The organism is Kitasatospora sp. NPDC030952 (genome assembly GCF_055571335.1).
Genome location: NZ_JBVIFM010000003.1, coordinates 233,069 through 252,819, shown reverse-complemented (window position 1 = coordinate 252,819; position 19,751 = coordinate 233,069). Strand labels below are relative to the sequence as shown.

At 71.3% G+C, this 19,751-nt stretch carries 15 protein-coding genes; 9 read left to right on the top strand and 6 right to left on the bottom strand.

Annotated features, from left to right (window positions below; genetic code table 11):
• The first annotated feature begins 4 nt into the window (after positions 1–4).
• A complete protein-coding gene (locus tag ACZ47G_RS08725) occupies positions 5–1,198 on the top strand; it encodes a glycoside hydrolase family 113 (protein ID WP_465740725.1) in 1,194 nt (397 codons plus the stop codon).
• Positions 1,199–1,258: 60 nt separating this feature from the next.
• Here the strand turns inward: ACZ47G_RS08725 and ACZ47G_RS08720 are convergent, their stop codons facing one another.
• On the bottom strand, positions 1,259–3,385 hold the full coding sequence (locus tag ACZ47G_RS08720; RefSeq protein ID WP_465740724.1) for a DUF459 domain-containing protein: 2,127 nt from the start codon (positions 3,383–3,385) through the stop codon (positions 1,259–1,261).
• Positions 3,386–3,578: 193 nt separating this feature from the next.
• Positions 3,579–4,073 carry a GNAT family N-acetyltransferase gene (locus ACZ47G_RS08715; protein WP_465740723.1) on the bottom strand — a complete coding sequence of 165 codons (495 nt, stop codon included), beginning with the start codon at positions 4,071–4,073 and terminating at the stop codon, positions 3,579–3,581.
• 400 nt (positions 4,074–4,473) lie between these two features.
• Here ACZ47G_RS08715 and ACZ47G_RS08710 point away from each other — a divergent pair, with 400 nt between their 5' ends.
• On the top strand, positions 4,474–5,436 hold the full coding sequence (locus ACZ47G_RS08710; protein WP_465740722.1) for a helix-turn-helix domain-containing protein: 963 nt from the start codon (positions 4,474–4,476) through the stop codon (positions 5,434–5,436).
• Between the two features lie 12 nt (positions 5,437–5,448).
• Here ACZ47G_RS08710 and ACZ47G_RS08705 read toward each other — a convergent pair whose 3' ends face one another.
• The 4 genes from ACZ47G_RS08705 to ACZ47G_RS08690 form a co-directional block, all read right to left on the bottom strand.
• Positions 5,449–6,276, bottom strand: a complete 828-nt coding sequence (locus ACZ47G_RS08705) for a histidine phosphatase family protein (RefSeq protein ID WP_465740721.1) — start codon at positions 6,274–6,276, stop codon at positions 5,449–5,451.
• A gap of 197 nt (positions 6,277–6,473) precedes the next feature.
• A complete protein-coding gene (gene mctP / locus ACZ47G_RS08700; RefSeq protein ID WP_465740720.1) occupies positions 6,474–8,084 on the bottom strand; it encodes a monocarboxylate uptake permease MctP in 1,611 nt (536 codons plus the stop codon).
• Complete coding sequence (locus ACZ47G_RS08695; protein WP_465740719.1) at positions 8,081–8,377, bottom strand: DUF3311 domain-containing protein; 297 nt, start codon at positions 8,375–8,377, stop codon at positions 8,081–8,083. The genes mctP and ACZ47G_RS08695 overlap by 4 nt, the downstream gene beginning before the upstream one ends.
• Positions 8,378–8,715: 338 nt before the next feature.
• Positions 8,716–9,507 (bottom strand): GntR family transcriptional regulator, encoded by a 792-nt coding sequence (locus tag ACZ47G_RS08690; RefSeq protein ID WP_380459128.1) that lies wholly within the window; start codon positions 9,505–9,507, stop codon positions 8,716–8,718.
• A 338-nt stretch (positions 9,508–9,845) separates the two neighbouring features.
• On the opposite strand from ACZ47G_RS08690, the gene ACZ47G_RS08685 reads away from it, so the two are divergent.
• The 7 genes from ACZ47G_RS08685 (at position 9,846) to ACZ47G_RS08655 (ending at position 19,600) form a co-directional block, all read left to right on the top strand.
• Complete coding sequence (locus ACZ47G_RS08685; protein ID WP_465740718.1) at positions 9,846–11,132, top strand: extracellular solute-binding protein; 1,287 nt, start codon at positions 9,846–9,848, stop codon at positions 11,130–11,132.
• Positions 11,133–11,222: 90 nt separating this feature from the next.
• Entirely contained in the window at positions 11,223–12,251 is a 1,029-nt protein-coding gene (locus ACZ47G_RS08680; RefSeq protein WP_465740717.1) for a carbohydrate ABC transporter permease, read from the top strand.
• On the top strand, positions 12,248–13,075 hold the full coding sequence (locus ACZ47G_RS08675; protein ID WP_380459136.1) for a carbohydrate ABC transporter permease: 828 nt from the start codon (positions 12,248–12,250) through the stop codon (positions 13,073–13,075). The genes ACZ47G_RS08680 and ACZ47G_RS08675 overlap by 4 nt, the downstream gene beginning before the upstream one ends.
• A 6-nt stretch (positions 13,076–13,081) precedes the next feature.
• A complete protein-coding gene (locus ACZ47G_RS08670) occupies positions 13,082–14,635 on the top strand; it encodes a glycoside hydrolase family 3 protein (RefSeq protein WP_465740716.1) in 1,554 nt (517 codons plus the stop codon).
• Between the two features lie 420 nt (positions 14,636–15,055).
• On the top strand, positions 15,056–16,369 hold the full coding sequence (locus ACZ47G_RS08665; RefSeq protein WP_465740715.1) for an extracellular solute-binding protein: 1,314 nt from the start codon (positions 15,056–15,058) through the stop codon (positions 16,367–16,369).
• A gap of 227 nt (positions 16,370–16,596) precedes the next feature.
• Positions 16,597–17,655, top strand: a complete 1,059-nt coding sequence (locus ACZ47G_RS08660; RefSeq protein WP_465740714.1) for an SIS domain-containing protein — start codon at positions 16,597–16,599, stop codon at positions 17,653–17,655.
• Positions 17,656–18,079: 424 nt separating this feature from the next.
• Positions 18,080–19,600 (top strand): sensor histidine kinase, encoded by a 1,521-nt coding sequence (locus ACZ47G_RS08655; RefSeq protein WP_465740713.1) that lies wholly within the window; start codon positions 18,080–18,082, stop codon positions 19,598–19,600.
• Positions 19,601–19,751: the final 151 nt, after the last annotated feature.

The window sequence follows — 19,751 nt, the reverse complement described above, 5'->3', positions numbered from 1 at the left end:
ACCCTTGAAGCGCCCCGCCATCTTCATCCTGCCGACCATCGTCGTCGCCATAACCGTGGCCGTCCCCGTGGTGTGGGGCGACCACCCGATCCGGTTCGACCACCAGCGCCCCACCACCGTCCACTTCGCCGCCCCCACCGAGCAGGGCCGGGTCTGGGGCTTCGGCAAGGACGCGCCGCCGGTCGCGGACACCGGCCCCAAGGTGGCCCGCCCGTGGACCAAGGGGAGCCCCGAGTGGGGCGTGCAGGTGTACTGGCTGGACGACCCGGCGGACCCGGACAACTTCGTCCAGGGCAAGGTCGACCGCATCGTCAAGTACGTGGTCGGCCTGAACGCCAACTCCCTGTCGGTGACCTTCCCGTACTACACCACCGGTACCAAGTCGAACGCCGTCGCCGCCCGGCCGACCTCGCCCACCCCGGAGCGGCTCGCCATGCTGCTGGACGCCGCGCACCGGGCCGGACTGCGCACCACCGTGCGCCCGATCATGGACGAGGAGGTGTTCGACTACCTCAACACCCTCAAGTGGCGCGGCAACATCGCCCCGACCGACCGGGACGCCTGGTTCGCCAGCTACGCCGCCTTCCTGGAGCCGTACCTGAAGGCCGCCCAGGAGCACAACGCGGCCGAGTTCACCATCGGCACGGAGTTCAACTCGCTGGAGGGCGACGCGCACTGGCCGGGGCTGATCGAGCAGGCGCGGAAGACCTTCCACGGCGAGCTGGCGTACGACGCGAACTTCGACAACTGGTCCCAGGCGCCGATCGCGGTGCCCGCCGACGTCACGGGTGTGGACGCCTACCCGCCGGCCAAGAACGCCGACGACGACGCCCCGATCGCCCAGCTGGAGGCCAGCTGGAACGCGTGGCTCGACAAGCGCGGCAAGGGCGCGCAGCCGGCCACCAAGCTCACCGAGGTGGGCATCCCGGCGCAGAAGGGCGCGTACAAGACGCCCGGTGAGTACTACAGGAAGACCGAGGTGAACGAGGCCGTCCAGGCCGCCTGGTTCACCGCGGTCTGCCAGGTGGCCCAGCAGCGCAAGCTGAGCGGGGTGTACTTCTGGTCGCTGTACTTCGGCATCGACCCGACCCTGCCGATCACCCCGGACACCCCGCGGATGGACTACGCGGGGCGCGCGGGCTCCGAGAAGGCGATCCGCGACTGCTTCTCGCAGACCTACGAAGTCCCGCCCGCGTAGGGCCGGTTCGGCGCGGAGCCTGCCGGGCGCACGACGCGGGACCGGCAGCCCCGGGCCCGGTTACTGCCGGGCCGGGGGTTCGCCTGCCGTCGCCCTGGTGGTCGGGGTGTGGGCCGGCTTGCCGGTGGTCGGCCGGGTGGTGGGCTTGCCGGTGGTCGGCGTCGGCGTGGGGGAGGCCGTGGGGGTCGGCGTGGGCGTCGGGGTCGGCGTGGGGGTCGCCGTCGGCGCCGGGGCGGCCGGGTGGTCCGGCTGCACCCCGGCCAGCGCGTCCGCGATCTGCTTCTCCAGCCACGGCGTCACGAAGCGCATGCCGGCCGGCGTGAGGTGCACCCCGTCGTTGGCGGGGGTGATCCAGTGGCCGTCCTTGTCCTTCCACGCGCAGGTGTCGTACGGGCAGTAGAAGGTGTCCAGGTCGACCAGCCGGACGGTGCCGCCGGCGGACTTCACGTAGTCGGAGATCTGCTGGTCGTAGCAGGTGCCCCAGGCCTTGCTGATGGCGCCGTTCTCGACCCGCTCGTTCATCAGCAGCACCTGGGCCCCGGGTGCCCGCCGGTGGATCTGCTCCATGGCCTGGGCGAGCTGGGTGCGGTACCGGGTGCGGTAGTCGTCGTCGCAGGGGTTGAGCCAGGTGCCGTCCAGGTGCTGCTCGGCGGCGTCCCAGCCGAGGTGGACCACGACGGCCTGCGGGGCGGCGGAGGCGAGCTGCCGGTCCCACACGGCGGCCCGGTCCCGGCAGTCCGGCTCGGTGTCGAACTCCACCTGGGAGGTGGTGCGCACCTTGTCAGGGTCGAACACCCCGCAGCCGCTGATGCCGCCGTCGACCACCCGGTAGCGGTCGCCGTGCCGGTAGAGGCCGGTGGCGAGGTCCTGGGCGAAGGAGTCGCCGAGGACCAGGACCATCGGCTTGCCGCTCGGCCCGGACCGCATGTCGTGGGTGACCCAGGCGGGCAGGTACCAGGCCCCGGCGGTGGCCACCGCGGTGGTGACGGCGAGCAGCGGGACGGCCGGGAAGGCCCGCCAGCGCAGCACCCGCAGCTTCTCGGTGCCGGTGTGCAGCAGCCAGGCCAGCACCCAGGAGAGCGGTCCGCCGATCAGCAGCAGCTTCTGCGGCGAGATGTCGTCCACGTAGTGCTGGAGCAGCCAGTACACCGGCAGGTGGAGCAGGTAGAGGCTGTACGAGATGGTTCCGGTGAGCCGCAGCGGGGGCAGCGACAGCAGCCACACCAGGGGGCCGCGGTCGTGGCAGAGCGAGGCGGTCAGCACGGCGGCGAGCGCCGCGACGACGGCCAGTCCGCCCTGGTAGAGCCAGGGTTCGTGGTAGGTGCCGACGGACAGGCTGGCCCAGACCAGGCCGCCGAGGGCCGCGGTGCCGACCAGCGTGGGCAGGGCGGCTCCGCCGCGCTGGGCCGCACGGGAGCCGTCGGCGGTGGCGCGGACCTTGCGGCGCAGCCACAGGTAGACCCCGAAGGCGGCGGTGGCGCCGGCCGCGAAGCCGACGGCGCGGGTCTCGGTGCCGAGGTAGAGGCGGTCGCTGTTGTCGCCGTTCCACATCAGCGGGGCGACCGCCGCGGCGGCCGCGAACAGCACGGCGGTGGCGATGCCGGTCGCGCGCAGCGAGCGGCGGCACAGGCCGAAGACCACGAGCAGCAGCACCGGCCAGAGCGCGTAGAACTGCTCGGTGATGCTGAGCGACCACATGGCGGCCAGCGGGTCGATCGAGGCGAAGTGCTGCCAGTAGGCGTCGCCGCGGGACAGCTGGGCCCAGTTGGCGACCTGGGCGAGTGCGGCGAGCGCCTGCGGGCGCAGGTCCTTGACGTCGCGCAGCGGGCTGAGCAGGGCGGACAGTCCGACGACCAGGGTGATGGTGGCGAGCAGTCCGGGCAGCAGCCGCTTGGCCCGGCGGCGGTAGAAGACGCCGAGCCGGATGCCGTCGGTGCGGTCCAGCTCGCGGATCAGCACCAGGCTGACCAGGAAGCCGGAGAGCACGAAGAAGACGTCCACGCCGAACAGGCCGTTCTGGAACCAGTCGGTGTGGTAGAGCAGCACGGAGACGATGGCGAGGCCGCGCAGTCCGTCGACCGCTTTGAAGCGGACCGAGGGCGGCAGGGGACCGCGCGGCTCGGGGACCGGCGCGGGGATCGCGTAGCGGCTGGTGGCCGGGGGCTCGACGCCCCGTGCTTCGCGCATGTCCTGGAGCGTGGGGCCGCTTCCGGGCGCGCCGAGGCTGGGCCCGTCGTCCATGTGGTGCGTCCCCCCGGGTCGATCGACTGTCGCGACGTGTCAAAGACACGTCTTGATCTGTGGTTTATATCAAAAGACGCCTGTTGATCGTCTGCCGGTCACCGGGGACGGGGATGACCGGCGCGCTGCCGCCGGGGCGTCAGAAGGCCATGGTGTAGACCATCAGGTCCATTCCCGGGTAGGGCGCCCAGTCGCGTTCGGGAGTGCGGCGGAAGCCGACCCGCTCGTAGACGCGGTGGGCGGCGGTCATCTCGGGGCGGGTGGAGAACGCCATGCCGGCCAGGCCGAGTTCGCGGGTGCGGGCGACGGAGGCGCGGACCAGGGCCTCGCCGACGCCTCGGCCGCGGGAGGCGGCGGCGGTGGCGAGCATCCGGATCTCGCCCTCCCGCGGGGTCGCGATGTCGGCCCACTCGGTGCCGCCGACGGCGAAGGTCACGCAGCCGAGGACCTGTTCGCCCGCCGGGTCGACGGCGACCAGGAGTTCGGCCTCCCGGGAGCGGCGCTCGGCGTCGCGGAGCAGCTCGACGTAGCCGCTCGTGGGCCGGGTGTAGCCGTCGCCGACGAAGGCGTCGACGGTGATCCGGCCGGCGTCTTCGAGGTCGCGGGGGAGGGCGTGGCGGATGAGGTAGTCCATCGGGTCAGTGTGCCGGAGCCGTGCGGGGTGGTGATCTCGGGGGTGGAGCGGACCGGGAGGGTGGCCGGGTCGGCGGAGGGGCGCAGCGAGGCGGCCGGCAGGGTGCCGTACAGCCGGTCGGCTCGGTGCGGGTCGGCGGGGTAGCCGCCGGCGCGGTGGTGGTTGTCGCGGCCGGCGGCGGGGCCGTGGGAGAGCTCGCGGCCGATGAGGGCGCCGAGCAGGCCGAAGCCGCCTACGGTGCCGGCCAGGGCGAGTGCGCTTGCGAGGGTGCCGGGTTCCATGGCCACCACTGTGGCCGGGGGGTGCCGGTGCCCACGAGTGGCAGGAACGCCGCGTTGCCTCGAAATCCTGCCAGCCGGGCCCTTCCCGGCGCCCGGCCCGCCGGGGCATCCTGATCGGCATGCTGAGGAACGTGGTCGCGGTGGTGCTGGAGGAGATCCATCCGTTCGAGCTGGGGGTGGCCTGCGAGGTCTTCGGCCTGGACCGCACCGCCGACGGGCTGCCCGGGTACGACTTCGCGCTGGCCGGCGCCCACCCCGGGCCGCACGCGACCCACTCCGGCTTCTCGGTGGACGTCCCGTACGGCCCGGAGCGCCTCGCCGGGGCGGACCTCGTGGTGGTCACCGCCTCCGGGATCCGCGCGCGGTACCCGGAGCCGCTGCTGGCGGCGCTGCGCGGGGTGGTGGCGGACGGCGGCCGGGTGCTGTCCATCTGCAGCGGCGCCTTCGTGCTGGGCGCGGCCGGGCTGCTGGACGGCCGCCGGTCCACCACCCACTGGCGGCACAGCGACGAGCTGGCCGGGCGCTTCCCGGGGACGGTGGTGGAGCCGGACGTGCTGTACGTGGACGACGACCCGGTGATCACCTCGGCCGGCACCGCGGCCGGCATCGACGCCTGCCTGCACCTGGTGCGCAAGCTGCAAGGAGCCGAGGTGGCCCGGGGGATCGCCCGCCGGATGGTGGTGGCGCCGCACCGGGAGGGCGGGCAGGCGCAGTTCGTGAACCGTCCGCTGCCGGAGGGCGGCGGGGACTCGCTGGCCCCGCTGCTGGACTGGATGCGCCACCACCCGGACCAGGAGGCGACCGTCGAGCAACTGGCCGCCCGGGCGCACATGTCGCCGCGCACCTTCGCCCGGCGCTTCCAGCAGGAGACCGGCACCACCCCGCACCGCTGGCTGGTGGGGCAGCGGGTGCTGCTGGCCCAGCGGCTGCTGGAGTCCACCACCGAGTCGGTGGACGCGATCGCCGCCCGCTGCGGCTTCGGCAACGCGGCGGCGCTGCGGCACCACTTCGGCCGCCGGTTGGGCACCACGCCGCTGGCCTACCGGCGCTGCTTCGCCGACCCGGCGGTCGCCACCGCCTGACCGCCTGACTGGCTAGGCCCCTTCGACGCCCAGGTGCCCGACCCCGTTCCACCCGTCCGGCCGCAGCCGCCCGTCCTTGGCCCGCCACAGGCTGGTGGAACAGTTGTGCACCGGCCCGAGCGCGGTGAGCTGCTGTTCGTCGAGCCGGTCCAGCGCGTAGCGCAGCATCAGCACCGTGCAGTCGTGGGCGACCAGCAGGACGGGCCGTCCGGCGTCCTCCTCGCAGACGTCCCGCAGCAGGCTGCGCACCCGCAGGGCGACGTCGGCCCAGGACTCGCCGCCGGGCGGGCGGTAGTACAGCTCGCCCATCTTGCGCCGCCGGGCCGCCTCCTCCGGGTGCTTGGCCTCGATGGCGGCCTTGGGGAGCATCTCCAGGACGCCGAGCTCGCGGTCGCGCAGCCGTTCGTCGTACCGGACGGCGAGGGTGACGGGCACGGCGCCGAGCCCGGCGGCCTGGGCGAGCGCGATCCGGGCGGTCTCGGCGGTGCGCACGTACGGCGAGCACCAGACGCTGCGCGGGCGGTCGGCGCCGGGCAGGGCGGCCCACCAACGGCCGAGCGCCTGGGCCTGCTGCCGGCCGCGCAGCGACAGCGGGATGTCGGCGTCGCGGCAGCTGATCGGGACGCTGAGCGCGCCGGCGGCCTCGGCCAGCTGGAACTCGACGTTGGCGGTGGACTCGCCGTGCCGGGTGGCGATCAGCACGGACGGCAGCCGGGTGGCCGACGCCGGGCGGTGGGCGGGGACGTGGTGGTGCACGCCCTGGACGGACTGGTGCGGGCTCTGGTGCGGGCTCTGGGTGGACTGGTGCTGGCCGTTGAGGGTGGTGCCGAGTTCTGCCATGGCCGCGAGCTCCCCGTGGGTCGATCAGGTTCGGGTCGATCAGGTTCGGGTTCGGGTTCGGGTCGATCGGGTTCCGGCCGGATGCCGGTCCGGTCTGGTGGTGCCCGGCGTGCACGCCTGTTCATACATATGATCGCGCCGCCTCCTCCAGTGTTCACGGAGAAGGCGGCGCGATCACAGGGCGCGCGCAGTGCCAATCAGTGCGCCGCTACGGGCTCCGGCGCGTTCTTCAGCTCGTCGTCGCCGGCCTCGGCGCTGTAGTCGGAGGGCTTGGTCTCGTCCGGGAGGTCGGGGGCCTTGACCGCCCGCAGCACCAGGGTGAGCACCACCGCGACGATCAGGTTGAGCGCGAAGGCGGTCAGGCCGATGTAGCCGATCTCGCCGATGCCGGGGATCTCGGCCGCGTTGCCACCGAAGTGCTTGGTGGCCGGGCTGGCCAGCCCGTAGGCCTTCCAGGTGCCGTAGACCATGCCGGCCGCCCAGCCGGCGAACAGCGCCCAGTGGTGGAACCAGCGGGTGAACAGGCCGCCGACGATCGCCACGAAGGTCTGCAGGATCCACAGGCCGCCCAGCAGCTGGAGGTTGATCGCGGCCTGCTTGTCCATGCCGAGCACGAAGACCAGCGCGCCGACCTTCACCAGCAGCGAGACCAGCTTGGCGATCCGGGTCTCGTCGGCGGGGGTGGCGGCGGGCTTGAGCCACTCCTTGTAGACGTTGCGGGTGAACAGGTTGGCCGCCGCGATGGACATGATGGCGGCCGGCACCAGGGCGCCGATCCCGATCGCCGCGAAGGCCACGCCGGTGAACCAGTCCGGGAACATGTTCGCGAACAGCTGCGGCACGGACAGCTGGGAGTTGTAGCCCTTGACGCCGCTGCCCACGCCCGCCGCGATCGCCATGAAGCCGAGCAGTGCCAGCAGGCCGAGCATCAGCGAGTAGGCGGGCATGATCGCCATGTTGCGGCGCACGGTGTTGCGGGACTTGGAGGCCAGCACGCCGGTCACCGAGTGGGGGTACATGAACAGCGCCATCGCCGAGCCGAGGCCGAGCGTGGCGTACGTCCACTGCTTGTTGTCCGGGAGGGTCAGCCCGCCGGTCTTGGCCTGCTTGAAGTGCTGCGCGGCCGCGTCGAAGATGTGCCCGTAGCCGCCCAGCCGGATCGGGATGTAGATCACCGCGACGATGATCACGATGTAGACCAGGGCGTCCTTGACGAAGGCGATCAGCGCGGGGGCGCGCAGGCCGGAGGAGTAGGTGTAGGCGGCCAGCACGCCGAAGGCGAGGAACAGCGGCAGGTCCTTGACGAACCAGTTGGCGTTCTCCCCGCCGCCGACGCCGAGCACGTCCAGCACCGCCTGGATGCCGACCAGTTGGAGGGCGATGTACGGCATGGTGGCCAGGATCCCCGTCAGTGCGATGACCAGGGACAGCGGCCGGGAGCCGTACCGGCCGCGGACGAAGTCCGCCGGGGTCACGTAGCCGTGCACCCGGGAGACCGACCAGAGCCGGGGCAGGAACAGGAAGACCAGCGGGTAGGCGATGATCGTGTACGGCACCGCGAAGAAGCCCGCCGCGCCGGTCGCGTAGACCGCCGCCGGGACGGCCACGAAGGTGTACGCCGTGTAGAGGTCGCCGCCGAGCAGGAACCAGGTCACCCAGGTCCCGAAGTTGCGCCCGCCCAGGCCCCACTCGTCCAGGTGGGCCGCGTCGTCCGCGCGGCGCCAGCGGGAGGCGAGGAAGCCCATCACGGTGACCAGCAGGAAGAACAGGACGAAGACCGCGAGGGCCGGCACGTTGACGTCCTTCATCGCGCACCGCCCGTCCGGGCCGCCTTGCGGGCCTTCTCGTCCCGGTTGATCAGCAGGTAGGCGGCGACCGTGAAGACGGCCGACACCGGCACCCAGAGCAGCTGGTACCAGTAGAAGAAGGGCATCCCGGACGCCGCCGGGTCGGTCTTGTCGTACGAGGAGACCCAGAGCATCGCGACGATCGGCACGAGCAGGGCGAGCCCGGCCAGCACCCGCTCGGGGGTCACGGCCGGGACGGGACTCCCGGCCGGCTCGGGCATGGCGGCTTCGCTGGGGGCTTGATCAGACGACATCGTGGGCTCCGCTCCGGAGGGTTCCCCGTCGGCGCCGCAGCTCCGGGGGCACCGCGTGCCCCCGTGAGCCCGCCGAGCAGCACCAGCGGTGATCGGCAGTCAGTACGGCTGCGCAATCTAGGGCATCGCGTGATCCATGTCACCGGGATTGACGCAACTTCCCGCCATCCGGACACGAAGGGCCGCGTGTGGCGGCGCGTGGCCGCGCGTGGCGGTGCGGGTGCGGGTGCGGCTGCGAGTGCTGGGAAGGCGGGAACGCGAACGGGCACCGGCGCGTGGGGCGTGCGCGCCGGTGCCCGTGGTGAGCGGGGGCGCCCGGTGGTTCCGGGCGCTTCCGGTTACTCCGGACGCTTCAGCCGGGTGATGAACTTGTAGCGGTCGCCGCGGTAGATGGAGCGCACCCACTCGACCGGGTCGCCGTCCGCGTCGAAGGAGTGCCGGGAGAGCTGGAGCATCGGCAGGCCGAGGTCGGAGCCGAGCAGCCCGGCCTCGCGCGGGTTGGCGAGGGTGGTCTCGATGGTCTCCTCGGCCTCGGCCACGGTGACCCCGTAGACCTCGCGCAGCGCCGCGTACAGCGAGTTGTGCTTGGCGAGGTTGCGCCGCAGCGCGGGGAAGCGCTTGGCGGAGAGGTGGGCGACCTCGATGGCCATCGGGTCGCCGTTGGCCAGCCGCAGCCGTTCGATCCGCAGCACCCGGCCGCCGGGCTTGATGTCCAGCAGCGGGGCGAGCCGGTCGTCGGCGGTGATGTAGCCGATCTCGATCAGCCGGGAGGTGGGCTCCAGGCCCTGGGCGCGCATGTCCTCCGTGTAGGAGGTGAGTTGCAGGGCCTGGGCGACCTTGGGCTTGGCCACGAAGGTGCCCTTGCCCTGGATGCGCTCCAGTCGGCCCTCGACGACCAGTTCCTGCAGGGCCTGGCGGACGGTGGTGCGCGAGGTGTCGAACTGGGCGGCCAGCGCGCGCTCGGGCGGGACCGGGGTGCCCGCGGGCTGGGTCTCGGTGAGCTGGAGGAGGTGGCGCTTGAGGCCGTAGTACTTGGGGACGCGCGCGGTCGGGTCGGTGCCGGCCTGCGTCGGGAGGTTCTTCACCTCGGGGTCGTCGGCCTGGGCGGTGGATCCCCCGTCGCTGCTCATCGGACCTGTTCTCCCGCTTCTCGCGGGGCCTTCTACCGCCCCGCCACATCGTTAACGGACCACATCGTTGCATGTATGGCTGCGGAACGAATACCTCATCACGCGATGAACGATGTGCGGTGTCGGCTTGATAACGGGTGGTCGAGATCGGTCGAACAGCCGTTGACAGGCCCATTGGTCTAGGCCAAGCTCCAGGCATCTGGTCTACACCACTAGGCCGGTAACGATGAATCCCCCCACCCGCTCGAAGGGGTCCGCGGCACCTTTTCCTCCCGCTTTGCGCGGGTCTGCCGCTGCCGCCCGACGGGGGTAACCCAGGCATCCCTCAGGAGGATGGCGTGAAGCGTCAGCTCATCGCGGCGGTCGGCGTCGCAGCAATGGTCGTCGGTCTCGCGGCTTGTGGCTCGGACGGCAAGAAGAGCGACGGCGGCTCGTCGTCGTCCTCCAACGCGGCCGACAAGTACAAGGGCAAGACGCTCAAGGTCTGGACGATGACCGGCTCGGCCCCCAAGGGCTGGACCGACGCGGTCAAGACCGAGTTCGAGACCACCTACCCGGGCTCCAAGGTCGACTTCCAGACCCAGGAGTGGACCGACATCGGCCCGAAGGTCACCGCCGCGCTGTCCGAGGGCTCGGTCGACGTCCTGGAGATCGGCAACACCCAGACCGCCGGCTACGCCTCCACCGGCGGCCTGCTGGACATCACCAAGGACAAGTCCGCGCTGGGCGGCGACGGCTGGGCCGCCAACCAGAACGAGGCCGCGATCCTGGACGGCAAGCAGTACGCCGCCCCGTGGTGGGTCTCCAACCGCGTGGTGGCCTACAACAAGGACCTCTGGAAGGCCGCCGGCCTGACCGACACGCCGAAGACCCTGGACGAGTTCTACGGCGACCTGGACAAGCTGAAGACCACCCAGGGCGTCACCGACCCGATCTACCTGCCGGGCCAGGAGTGGTACACCTACTTCGGTCTGCTCACCGGTGAGGGTGGCAAGATCGCCAAGAAGGACGGCGACAAGTGGGTCGGCGGCCTGGAGTCCCCCGAGGCGAAGGCCGCGTTCCAGACCTACCAGAAGCTGCAGAGCTACTCGGCCACCGGTCCGAAGGACAAGGACGAGGCCACCCCGCAGCAGAAGGACGTCTTCGCCAAGGGCAACGTCGGCACCATGATCGCCCTCGGCTGGGAGCTCCCGGACGAGAAGGACCTGTCGAAGGACAAGATCGGCTTCTTCCCGATCCCGGGCAAGACCGCCGACAAGCCCTCCGGCGTGTTCCTCGGCGGCTCGAACCTCGCGATCGCCGCGCAGAGCAAGAACACCGACATGGCGAAGGACTTCCTGAAGATCGCCCTCAACGACAAGAACGAGGGCCTGGTCGCCGCGGCCGGCAACATCCCGAACAAGGCCGCGCTGAACAGCCAGCTCACCGGTGACTTCGCGAAGGCCGCCCAGACGGCCGCCGCGGTCGGCGGGATCACCCCGAACACCCCGAACTGGGCCAGCGTCGAGAACAAGCCGAACCCGATCAAGGACTTCCTGACCGCGGCCCTGCAGGGCGGCGACTACGCGGCCACCGCGAAGAAGTACGACGACGAGATCGCCAAGCGGCTCAACGAGAAGAACTAAGGGATTGAGCGGCGTCGCTCACCGGCCCCCGGCGGGGGGTCGGTGGGCGGCGCCTGTCCGTCGTGGCCGGGTTGTGAGGAAGTGAGAACGATGGCTGTGCATTCGGAGCGGGTGCAGACACAGTCCCCGGAGTCAGGGAAGGCTGTTGTGGCCGAGATTGACACCAGTGCCGCCGGCGGCGGGGCCGAGGGCGCCGCGCCGAAGCGCACCAGATCCGCGGGCGGCCCCGGCCTGGGTGCCCGCCTCGCCCCGTACCTGCTGCTGCTGCCGGCCATCGTGGCGACCATCGTCCTGCTGGGCTGGCCGCTGCTGAAGACCGTCCTGCTGTCGTTCCAGAACCTCAACCGGCGCCAGCTGGTGATGCACCTGACCGAGTGGACGGGGTTCGACAACTACAAGGAGCAGCTGTCCGACCCGGAGTTCTGGTCGGTCACCGGTCGCACCGTCGCCTTCACCCTGATCAACGTGGTGCTGATCATGGTCGGCGGCACCCTGATCGGCCTGCTGCTCAACAACCTCGGCAAGAAGATGCGCCTGGCGCTGTCGATCGCGCTGCTGATGGCCTGGGCCATGCCCGTCGTCGCCGCGACCACCGTCTACACCTGGCTGTTCGACGAGCAGTGGGGCGTCGTCAACTGGTTCCTGGACAAGCTGGGTTGGCACTCGATGGCCGACTACAACTGGATGAGCGACGAGTACTCCACCTTCTTCGTCGTCATCCTGCTGATCGTCTGGATGTCGATCCCGTTCGTGGCGTTCAACATGTACGCCGGCCTGACCACCATCCCCAAGGAGCTCTACGAGGCCGCCCGGATGGACGGCGCCGGCTCCTCGAAGATCTTCAGCTCGGTGATCTTCCCCAACCTGAAGCCGTTCTTCCTGGCCACGACCTTCCTCGAGGTCATCTGGGTGTTCAAGTCGTTCACCCAGGTCTACGCGATCAACGGCGGCGGCCCCGAGAAGCTGACCCGCACCCTGCCCGTGCACGCCTTCCTGGAGGGCTCGGGCAGCCAGCACTACGGCGTCGGCGCCGCGATCGCGGTGCTCACCATCCTGATGCTGGGGGTGCTGATGGCGTACTACTTCCGCATCATGATCAAGCAGGAGGACGAGCTGTGAGGCGCTCTCTCTTCGGACGTACCTGGCCGAACGTGATCGCGGTCGTCCTCATCGTCTTCTTCATCTTCCCCGTCTACTGGATGATCGCGACCGCGTTCAAGCAGGACCGCGACATCATCAGCAAGACGCCGGTCTTCGTCCCCTTCGACGCGACGTTCGACCACTTCACCACCGCGGTGAACGCCCCGGACTTCTGGACGTACGTCACCAACAGCGTCACCGTCACCGTCGGCGCGGTGCTGATCTCGCTGGTGATCGCGACCCTGGCGGCCTTCGCCATCGCCCGGATGAAGTTCCGCGGCCGCAAGGCCTTCGTGCTGGTCATCATGCTGGCGCAGATGGCCCCCTGGGAGGTCATGACCATCGCGGTCTACATGATCTCGCGCGACAACGACATGCTGAACAGCCTGCTGCCGCTGACGTTCTTCTACATGATGATGGTCCTGCCCTTCACCATCTGGACGCTGCGCGGCTTCATCGCCGCGGTGCCGAAGGAGCTGGAGGAGTCGGCCATGGTGGACGGCTGCACCCGCACCCAGGCCTTCGTGAAGGTGATCTTCCCGCTGTTGGCGCCCGGCCTGATGTCGACCTCGCTGTTCGGCTTCATCACGGCCTGGAACGAGTTCCCGCTCGTCCTGATCGTCAACAAGGAGGAGGGCAAGACCCTCCCGCTGTGGCTGTCCTCCTTCAAGACGGCCTTCGGCAACGACTGGGGCGCGACCATGGCGGCCTCCACGATGTTCGCCGTCCCCGTGCTGATCCTTTTCGTCTTCCTGCAGCGCAAGGCGGTCGGCGGTCTGACCGACGGCGCCGTGAAGGGCTGAGCCACCGTGAGCATCCTCGTTCCCACCGTCCCGGACAGCGACCAGCTCCACCGGGACGCCCTGACCGTCCTGCAGCCCGGCTTCGTCGGCACCGAGCCGCCCGCCTGGCTGCGCCGCCACCTGGCCGCCGGGCTCGGCTCGGTCGCGTTGTTCGACCGCAACGTGGTCGACCTCGACCAGCTCTCCGCCCTCACCGGCTCGCTGCGCGCGGAGAACCCCGACCTCCTGATCGCGATCGACGAGGAGAGCGGCGACGTCACCCGGCTGGAGGCCGGCTCCGGCTCCTCCTGGCCGGGCAACCTCGCCCTCGGCGCGATCGACGACCCGGCGCTGACCCGGGACGTCGCCCGCGAGCTGGGCCGGGCGCTGGCCGCGGCCGGCGTCAACTACAACTGGGCGCCCACCGCGGACGTCAACTCCAACCCGCGCAACCCGGTCATCGGCGTCCGCTCCTTCGGCGCCGACCCGGAGCTGTGCGCCCGGCACACCGCCGCCTGGGTGGAGGGCCTGCAGTCGGCCGGCGTGGCCGCCTGCTCCAAGCACTTCCCCGGCCACGGCGACACCGCGGTGGACTCGCACCACGGCATGCCGGTCATCGACGTCGACCTGGACGTGCTGCGCGCCCGCGACCTGGTGCCGTTCCAGGCCGCGATCGCGGCCGGCACCAAGGCCGTGATGACCGCCCACATCATGGTCCCGGCGCTGGACCCGAAGCTGCCGGCCACCCTGAGCCCCACCGTGCTGCGCGACCTGCTGCGGGCCGCCCCGGCCGACGGCGGCCTCGGCTACCAGGGCCTGATCGTCAGCGACGCGATCGAGATGGGCGCCATCGCCGACACCTTCGGCATGGGCGAGGGCACCGTGCTGGCGCTGGCGGCCGGCGCGGACGCGATCTGCGTCGGCGGCGGGCTGGCCGACGAGGAGACGGTGCTGATGCTGCGCGACGCCATCGTGGCGGGCGTGCGCTCCGGCCGGCTCACCGAGGAGCGGCTGGCGGACGCCGCCGACCGGGTGCGGGCACTGGGCAGTTGGGGCCGGATCGCGGCCCAGGGCGAGCAGGTCGAGCCGGACCTCGCGGTGGGCCTGCGGGCCGCGCGCCGGGCGCTGAAGGTGGTCCGGGCGCCGGGCCGCGAGGTGCTGCCGGTGAGCGAGCGCCCGTACGTGGCCTCGTTCTCGGACGAGCCGAACATCGCGGTCGGCGACGTGACCCCGTGGGGCGTGGCCGGCATGCTGGCCGACCGCTTCCCGGGCACCCGCACCCGTGAGGTGTCGGCCGCCGAGGCCGCGCCGGAGCTGCTGGACGCCCTGGTCGCCGAGCTGGTGGCGGGCGCCGAGGGCCGCCGGCTGGTGCTGGTGGTCCGGGACGCCCACCGGCACGCCTGGATGGCCGCCGCGCTGGCCCGCCTGGTGGCGGCCCGGCCGGACGCCGCGGTGGTGGAGATGGGGCTGCCCCAGTCCGAGCCGGTCGGCGCGCTGTACATCGCCACCCACGGCGCCGCCCGGGTCTGCGGGCTGGCGGCCGTGGAGGTGCTCACCGGGCAGCCGGGAGCGGTCGGCTGAGAGCGGAGAGACGCCACCGGCCGGTCCGGGAGGCGTCGGCCGACGGGCCCGTCATGCGCATGTCGCATGGCGGGCCCGTTCCGTTTCCCGGGTGTCGGCCCGGGCTTCCGTCGGATGACCGTGCTCCCTCAAGAGAGCCTTAAATCCACCTTAAGCCCCACTTAGGGTGACGGCCCGGCGACTGATCGCCACGCGGTACAACGGCTCTGCAACGGCCCTGGCAACAGGGCCTGTTGGCCGTTGACACCACAGTTGGTCTAGGCCAGAGTCCATGCATCCGGTTCGAAATTGAACCTCACCGGATGTGGTATCGCGCCCCCTTCGAAGCTCTTCGCCGCCCCCGCCCGGACTCTCCCGCCGCGGGCGCCAATCACGCTGTCGGCGGGCACCACCGTTCTTGGACAACCCTCGGAGGATGGCGTGAAGAAGCGTCAGCTCGTTTCGGCGCTCGGGATCACCGCACTGGCGGTCGGACTGACGGCCTGTTCCTCGTCCGGCTCACCCTCGGGTGACGGCAAGAACGCCTCCTCGGACCCGAAGGGCGCCGGCGGCACCGTCACCGTCTGGCTGATGGACGACGCCCAGAAGAGCTGGCCGGACCTCGTCCAGCGGGTCAACGACGAGTTCGCGGCGAAGTACCCGAACGTCAGCCTCAAGCTGGTGTACCAGGGTTGGGCCGACAAGGTCGGCAAGCTCGACAAGGCCATCGCCGACGGCAGCGCCCCCGACGTGGTCGAGCTCGGCAACACCGAGACCATGAAGTACGTGCTCTCCGGCGCGCTCGCCCCGGTGGACCGCACCACCTTCGACAACTCCGACAGCTGGATCAAGGCGCTCGCCAACACCTGCACGTACCAGGACAAGCTGTGGTGCGTGCCGTACTACGCCGGCGCCCGGGTCGCCGTCTACAACTCCGGCTCCTTCCAACAGGCCACCGGCAGCGCGGAGTTCCCCAGGACCGAGACCGAACTGCTGACCGCGCTGGACAAGATCGCCGACAAGAACAAGTCGGACAAGACCTTCTCGCCGCTCTACCTGCCCGGCCCGTACTGGTACGCCGCGATGAGCTACGTGGCCGCGTACGGCGGCAGCATCGCCAAGTTCGACAGCTCCGGCAACTGGCACGGCACCCTGCACGACGCCAAGTCCCAGCAGGGCATCAGCCACTTCGCCGACCTGGTCCGCAAGTACAACAAGGGCGACCTGACGCAGAACGAGCAGAACCAGTTCGAGTCGATGGCGCGCGGGCACGCCGCGTCCTTCTACGGCAACGGCTACGAGGCCGCCAGCGTCACCGCGCCGGTCACCGGCGACCCGACCCTCAAGGACGCCGTCAAGGTCGCCACCATGCCCGGCCCGGACGGCAAGCCGCTGCCCACCTTCATCGGCGGCTCCGACCTCGCCGTCACCGCCAAGTCCCAGCAGGTCGCGCCGGCCACCGACTGGATCCGGATGTTCACCAGTGCCAAGTCCGAACAGGCGCTGGCCGACAAGGACATCCTGCCGAACAACCTCACCCAGCTGAACCCGCTGAAGAACAAGCCCACCACCGCCGCCGCGGCCAACGCCGTCCCGGACGCCTGGTTCACCCCGCTGGCCCCCGGCTGGGGCGCGGTGGAGAAGCAGAAGATCATCCCCGACATGCTGACCGCGATCCTCAAGGGCAAGTCCGTGGACCAGGCCACCAAGGACGCCGACGCCGCGATCGACCAGCTGATCAACAACCCGTCCTGACGCCCGGTCCGCCCCGCCGCACCGCCTCCCGTCACGCCCCCGCCGCGCCGCCTCCGCCCGCCTTCGCCCGCCTCCGGGCGGGGGCGGGCCGGGGGTGCCGCGCCGGGGGCGCGCTCGTAGGATGGCGCAGCAGGAACCGCAGCGAGTGTGCGGACTCGCCGCCGTAGAGATCCCCGTCGGGCAACCCGCCCGGGCGGGGTCGACCCATCTCATCGGAGGCAACCCAGATGTCCGACCCGCAGACTGTTTCCGTCCCCGGCCGGATCATGGCGGCGGAGATGGCCGAGCAGCCGGCCGTCCTCCAGCGCATCCTCGACGAGGGGGCGCCGAAGATCCGCGAGATCGCGGCCGGGATCGCCGCCCGCAGCCCGCGCTTCGTCCTGCTGACCGCACGCGGCACGTCCGACAACGCGGCGCTCTACGCCAAGTACCTGATCGAGATCCTGCTCGGCAAGCCGGCCGGCCTCACCTCGATGTCCACCACCACCGCCTACGGTGCCAAGCCGGACCTCACCGACGTCCTGGTGATCACGGTCAGCCAGTCCGGCGGCTCGCCGGACCTGGTCGCCTCCACCAAGGCCGCCCGCGAGGCCGGGGCGATCACCCTCGCCGTCACCAACAACCCCGACTCCCCGCTCGCCGAGGTCTCCGAGTTCCACATCGACGTGCTGGCCGGCCCGGAGAAGGCGCTGCCGGCCACCAAGACCTACACCGCCGAGCTGCTCGCCCTCTACCTGCTGGTCGAGGGCCTGCGCGGCGGGGACGGATCGGCCGCCAAGGAGCTGCCGGCCCTGGCCGCCGGGGTGCTGTCCCGCCAGGCCGAGGTGAGGGCGCTGGCCGAGCGCTACCGCTTCGCCCAGCGGCTGGTCATCACCTCACGCGGCTACGGCTACCCGACCGCCCGCGAGGCGGCGCTCAAGCTGATGGAGACCACGTACATCCCGGCCACCCCGTTCTCCGGCGCCGACCTGCTGCACGGCCCGCTGGCCATGGTGGACAACGTCTCGCCGGTGATCGCGATCGTCCCGGACGGCAAGGGCGGCGAGGCCCTCCAGCCGGTGCTGGACCGGCTGCGCGGCCGCGGCGCGGACCTCGTGGTGATCGGCCAGCAGGCCCAGGTGGACGCCGCCTCCGCGGGCTTCGCGCTGCCCGCCGGGGTGCCCGAGGAGATCCAGCCGATCCTGGAGATCCTGCCGCTGCAGCAGCTGGCCTACGAGGTCACCATCGCCCGCGGCCAGGACCCGGACGCCCCGCGCGCCCTCGCCAAGGTCACCGAGACCCGCTGAGGGAACGAGCCCGGCCCCCTGTCCACAGGCTGTGGACAGGGGGCCGGACCGCTGAGCGGCGGAACGTGGCTTCGGGGGAGGGGAGGGGCCGGAGGCGGCACGGCCCGGAACGCACTACGGGCCACGGCGCCGACACGGGACCCTCAACCCATGCGGCACCGCAGCCCGGAGCTGTCGTCGGTCACCGGTGTCGATCGAGAACTGTGCGGGGTCCTCGTTCGGCGGCGTCCGACCGAGGAGAAGCCGCGCGCGGTCAGGGCAGTTGCGCGGTGGGCCTCTCCTTGGTGCCCTTCCATTGTGGACTAGACCAATCTGGGTTGTCCAGGCCGCCCGGCAGATTGGTCTAAACAACTCCGGACAGTCATCCACCGCCACCACACGGTCCGCCGAGCCCGCCGCCGACCGGCGGCGCTACCCTCGCCATGTGCCCTCGTTGAACGAACTCGTCCGCCGCCACACCACCCTGACCGGGGCCGACGTGGAATGGCTCCACATGCTGGTCTCGGAGTGGCAGCTGCTCTCCGACCTCTCCTTCGCCGACCTGGTGCTGTGGATCCCCACCTGGGACGGCATCCGCTACGTCTCGGTGGCCCAGATGCGGCCCAACACCGGGCCCACCTCCTACCAGGACGACATGGTCGGCCACCTCGTCCCGCGCGGGCGCCGCCCGCTGCTGGACGCCGCCTTCGACGAGGGGCGGATCGTGCGCGAGGGCGACCCGGAGTGGCGCGAGGAGGTCCCGGTCCGGGTCGAGTCGATCCCGGTCCGGCGCGAGGGCAAGGTGCTCGGGGTGATCGCCCGCAACACCAACCTGCTGACCGTGCGCACCCCCAGCCGGCTGGAGCTCACCTACCTGCAGAGCGCCTCCGACCTGGCCCAGATGATCGCGGCCGGCAGCTTCCCGTACCCCGGCGTAGAGCAGGCCGACATGGACGCCGCGCCCCGGGTCGGCGACGGCCTGATCCGGCTGGACGCGGACGGCATCGTCACCTACGCCAGCCCCAACGCGCTCTCCGCCTACCACCGGCTCGGCCTCACCACCGACCTGGTCGGCAGCCACCTGGGCCGGGCCACCGCCGAGCTCGTCCCGCCCTCCCGCGCGGCCGTGCACGAGGCGCTGGTGAAGCTGGCCAGCGGCTGGGCGCCGCGCCAGACCGAGGTCGAGGTCCAGGGGGGAGTGGTGACCCTGCGGGCGATCCCGCTCAAGCCCAAGGGCACGCTGACCGGTTCGCTGGTGCTCTGCCGGGACGTCACCGAGCTGCGCCGCCGCGACCGCGAACTGATGACCAAGGACGCCACCATCCGGGAGATCCACCACCGGGTGAAGAACAACCTGCAGACCGTCGCGGCCCTGCTGCGACTGCAGTCCCGCCGGATGGAGTCCGAGTCCGGCCGGGCCGCGCTGGACGAGGCGGTGCGCCGGGTCGGCTCGATCGCGATCGTGCACGAGACGCTCTCCCAGGCGCTGGACGAGCAGGTGGCCTTCGACGAGATCGCCGACCGGGTGCTGGCGATGGTGATGGAGCTGTCCCAGGACGGCCGGGTGGCGACCCGCCGCAGCGGCAGCTTCGGCATCCTCTCCGCCGAGGTGGCCACCCCGCTGTCGATGGTGCTGACCGAGCTGCTGCAGAACGCCCTGGAACACGCCTTCGGCCCGACGGCCTCCGGGAACCTGGAGGTGAGCGCGCTGCGCGGCCGGGCGCCGGCGACCGGCAAGGGCTGGTCGGACAGCTGGAACGGCGGTGCCCGGCCGGAGGAGTACCTACTGATCACCGTGCAGGACGACGGCCGGGGCATGCCGGAGGGCTTCGACCCGCAGACGGCCGGCAACCTCGGGCTGCAGATCGTCCGGACGCTGGCCACCGGCGAGTTGGGCGGGACCTTCGACATGGTGGCCGGTCCGAACGGCGGCACCAAGGTGATCCTGGAGATCCCGGTCCGCTGAGTTCTTGGCGCACTCGGTTGTGTGACAGGGGCGTGCGCCCGGCGGAAGCGCCGGGTGAACGCTCTGTGCGCCGGCGCGCGGAAACGTCGGCGCGCGGAACGCCGGGGTGTGGAACTCGGGGTGCACGTCGGAGCGCGGAACGTCGGGTGCG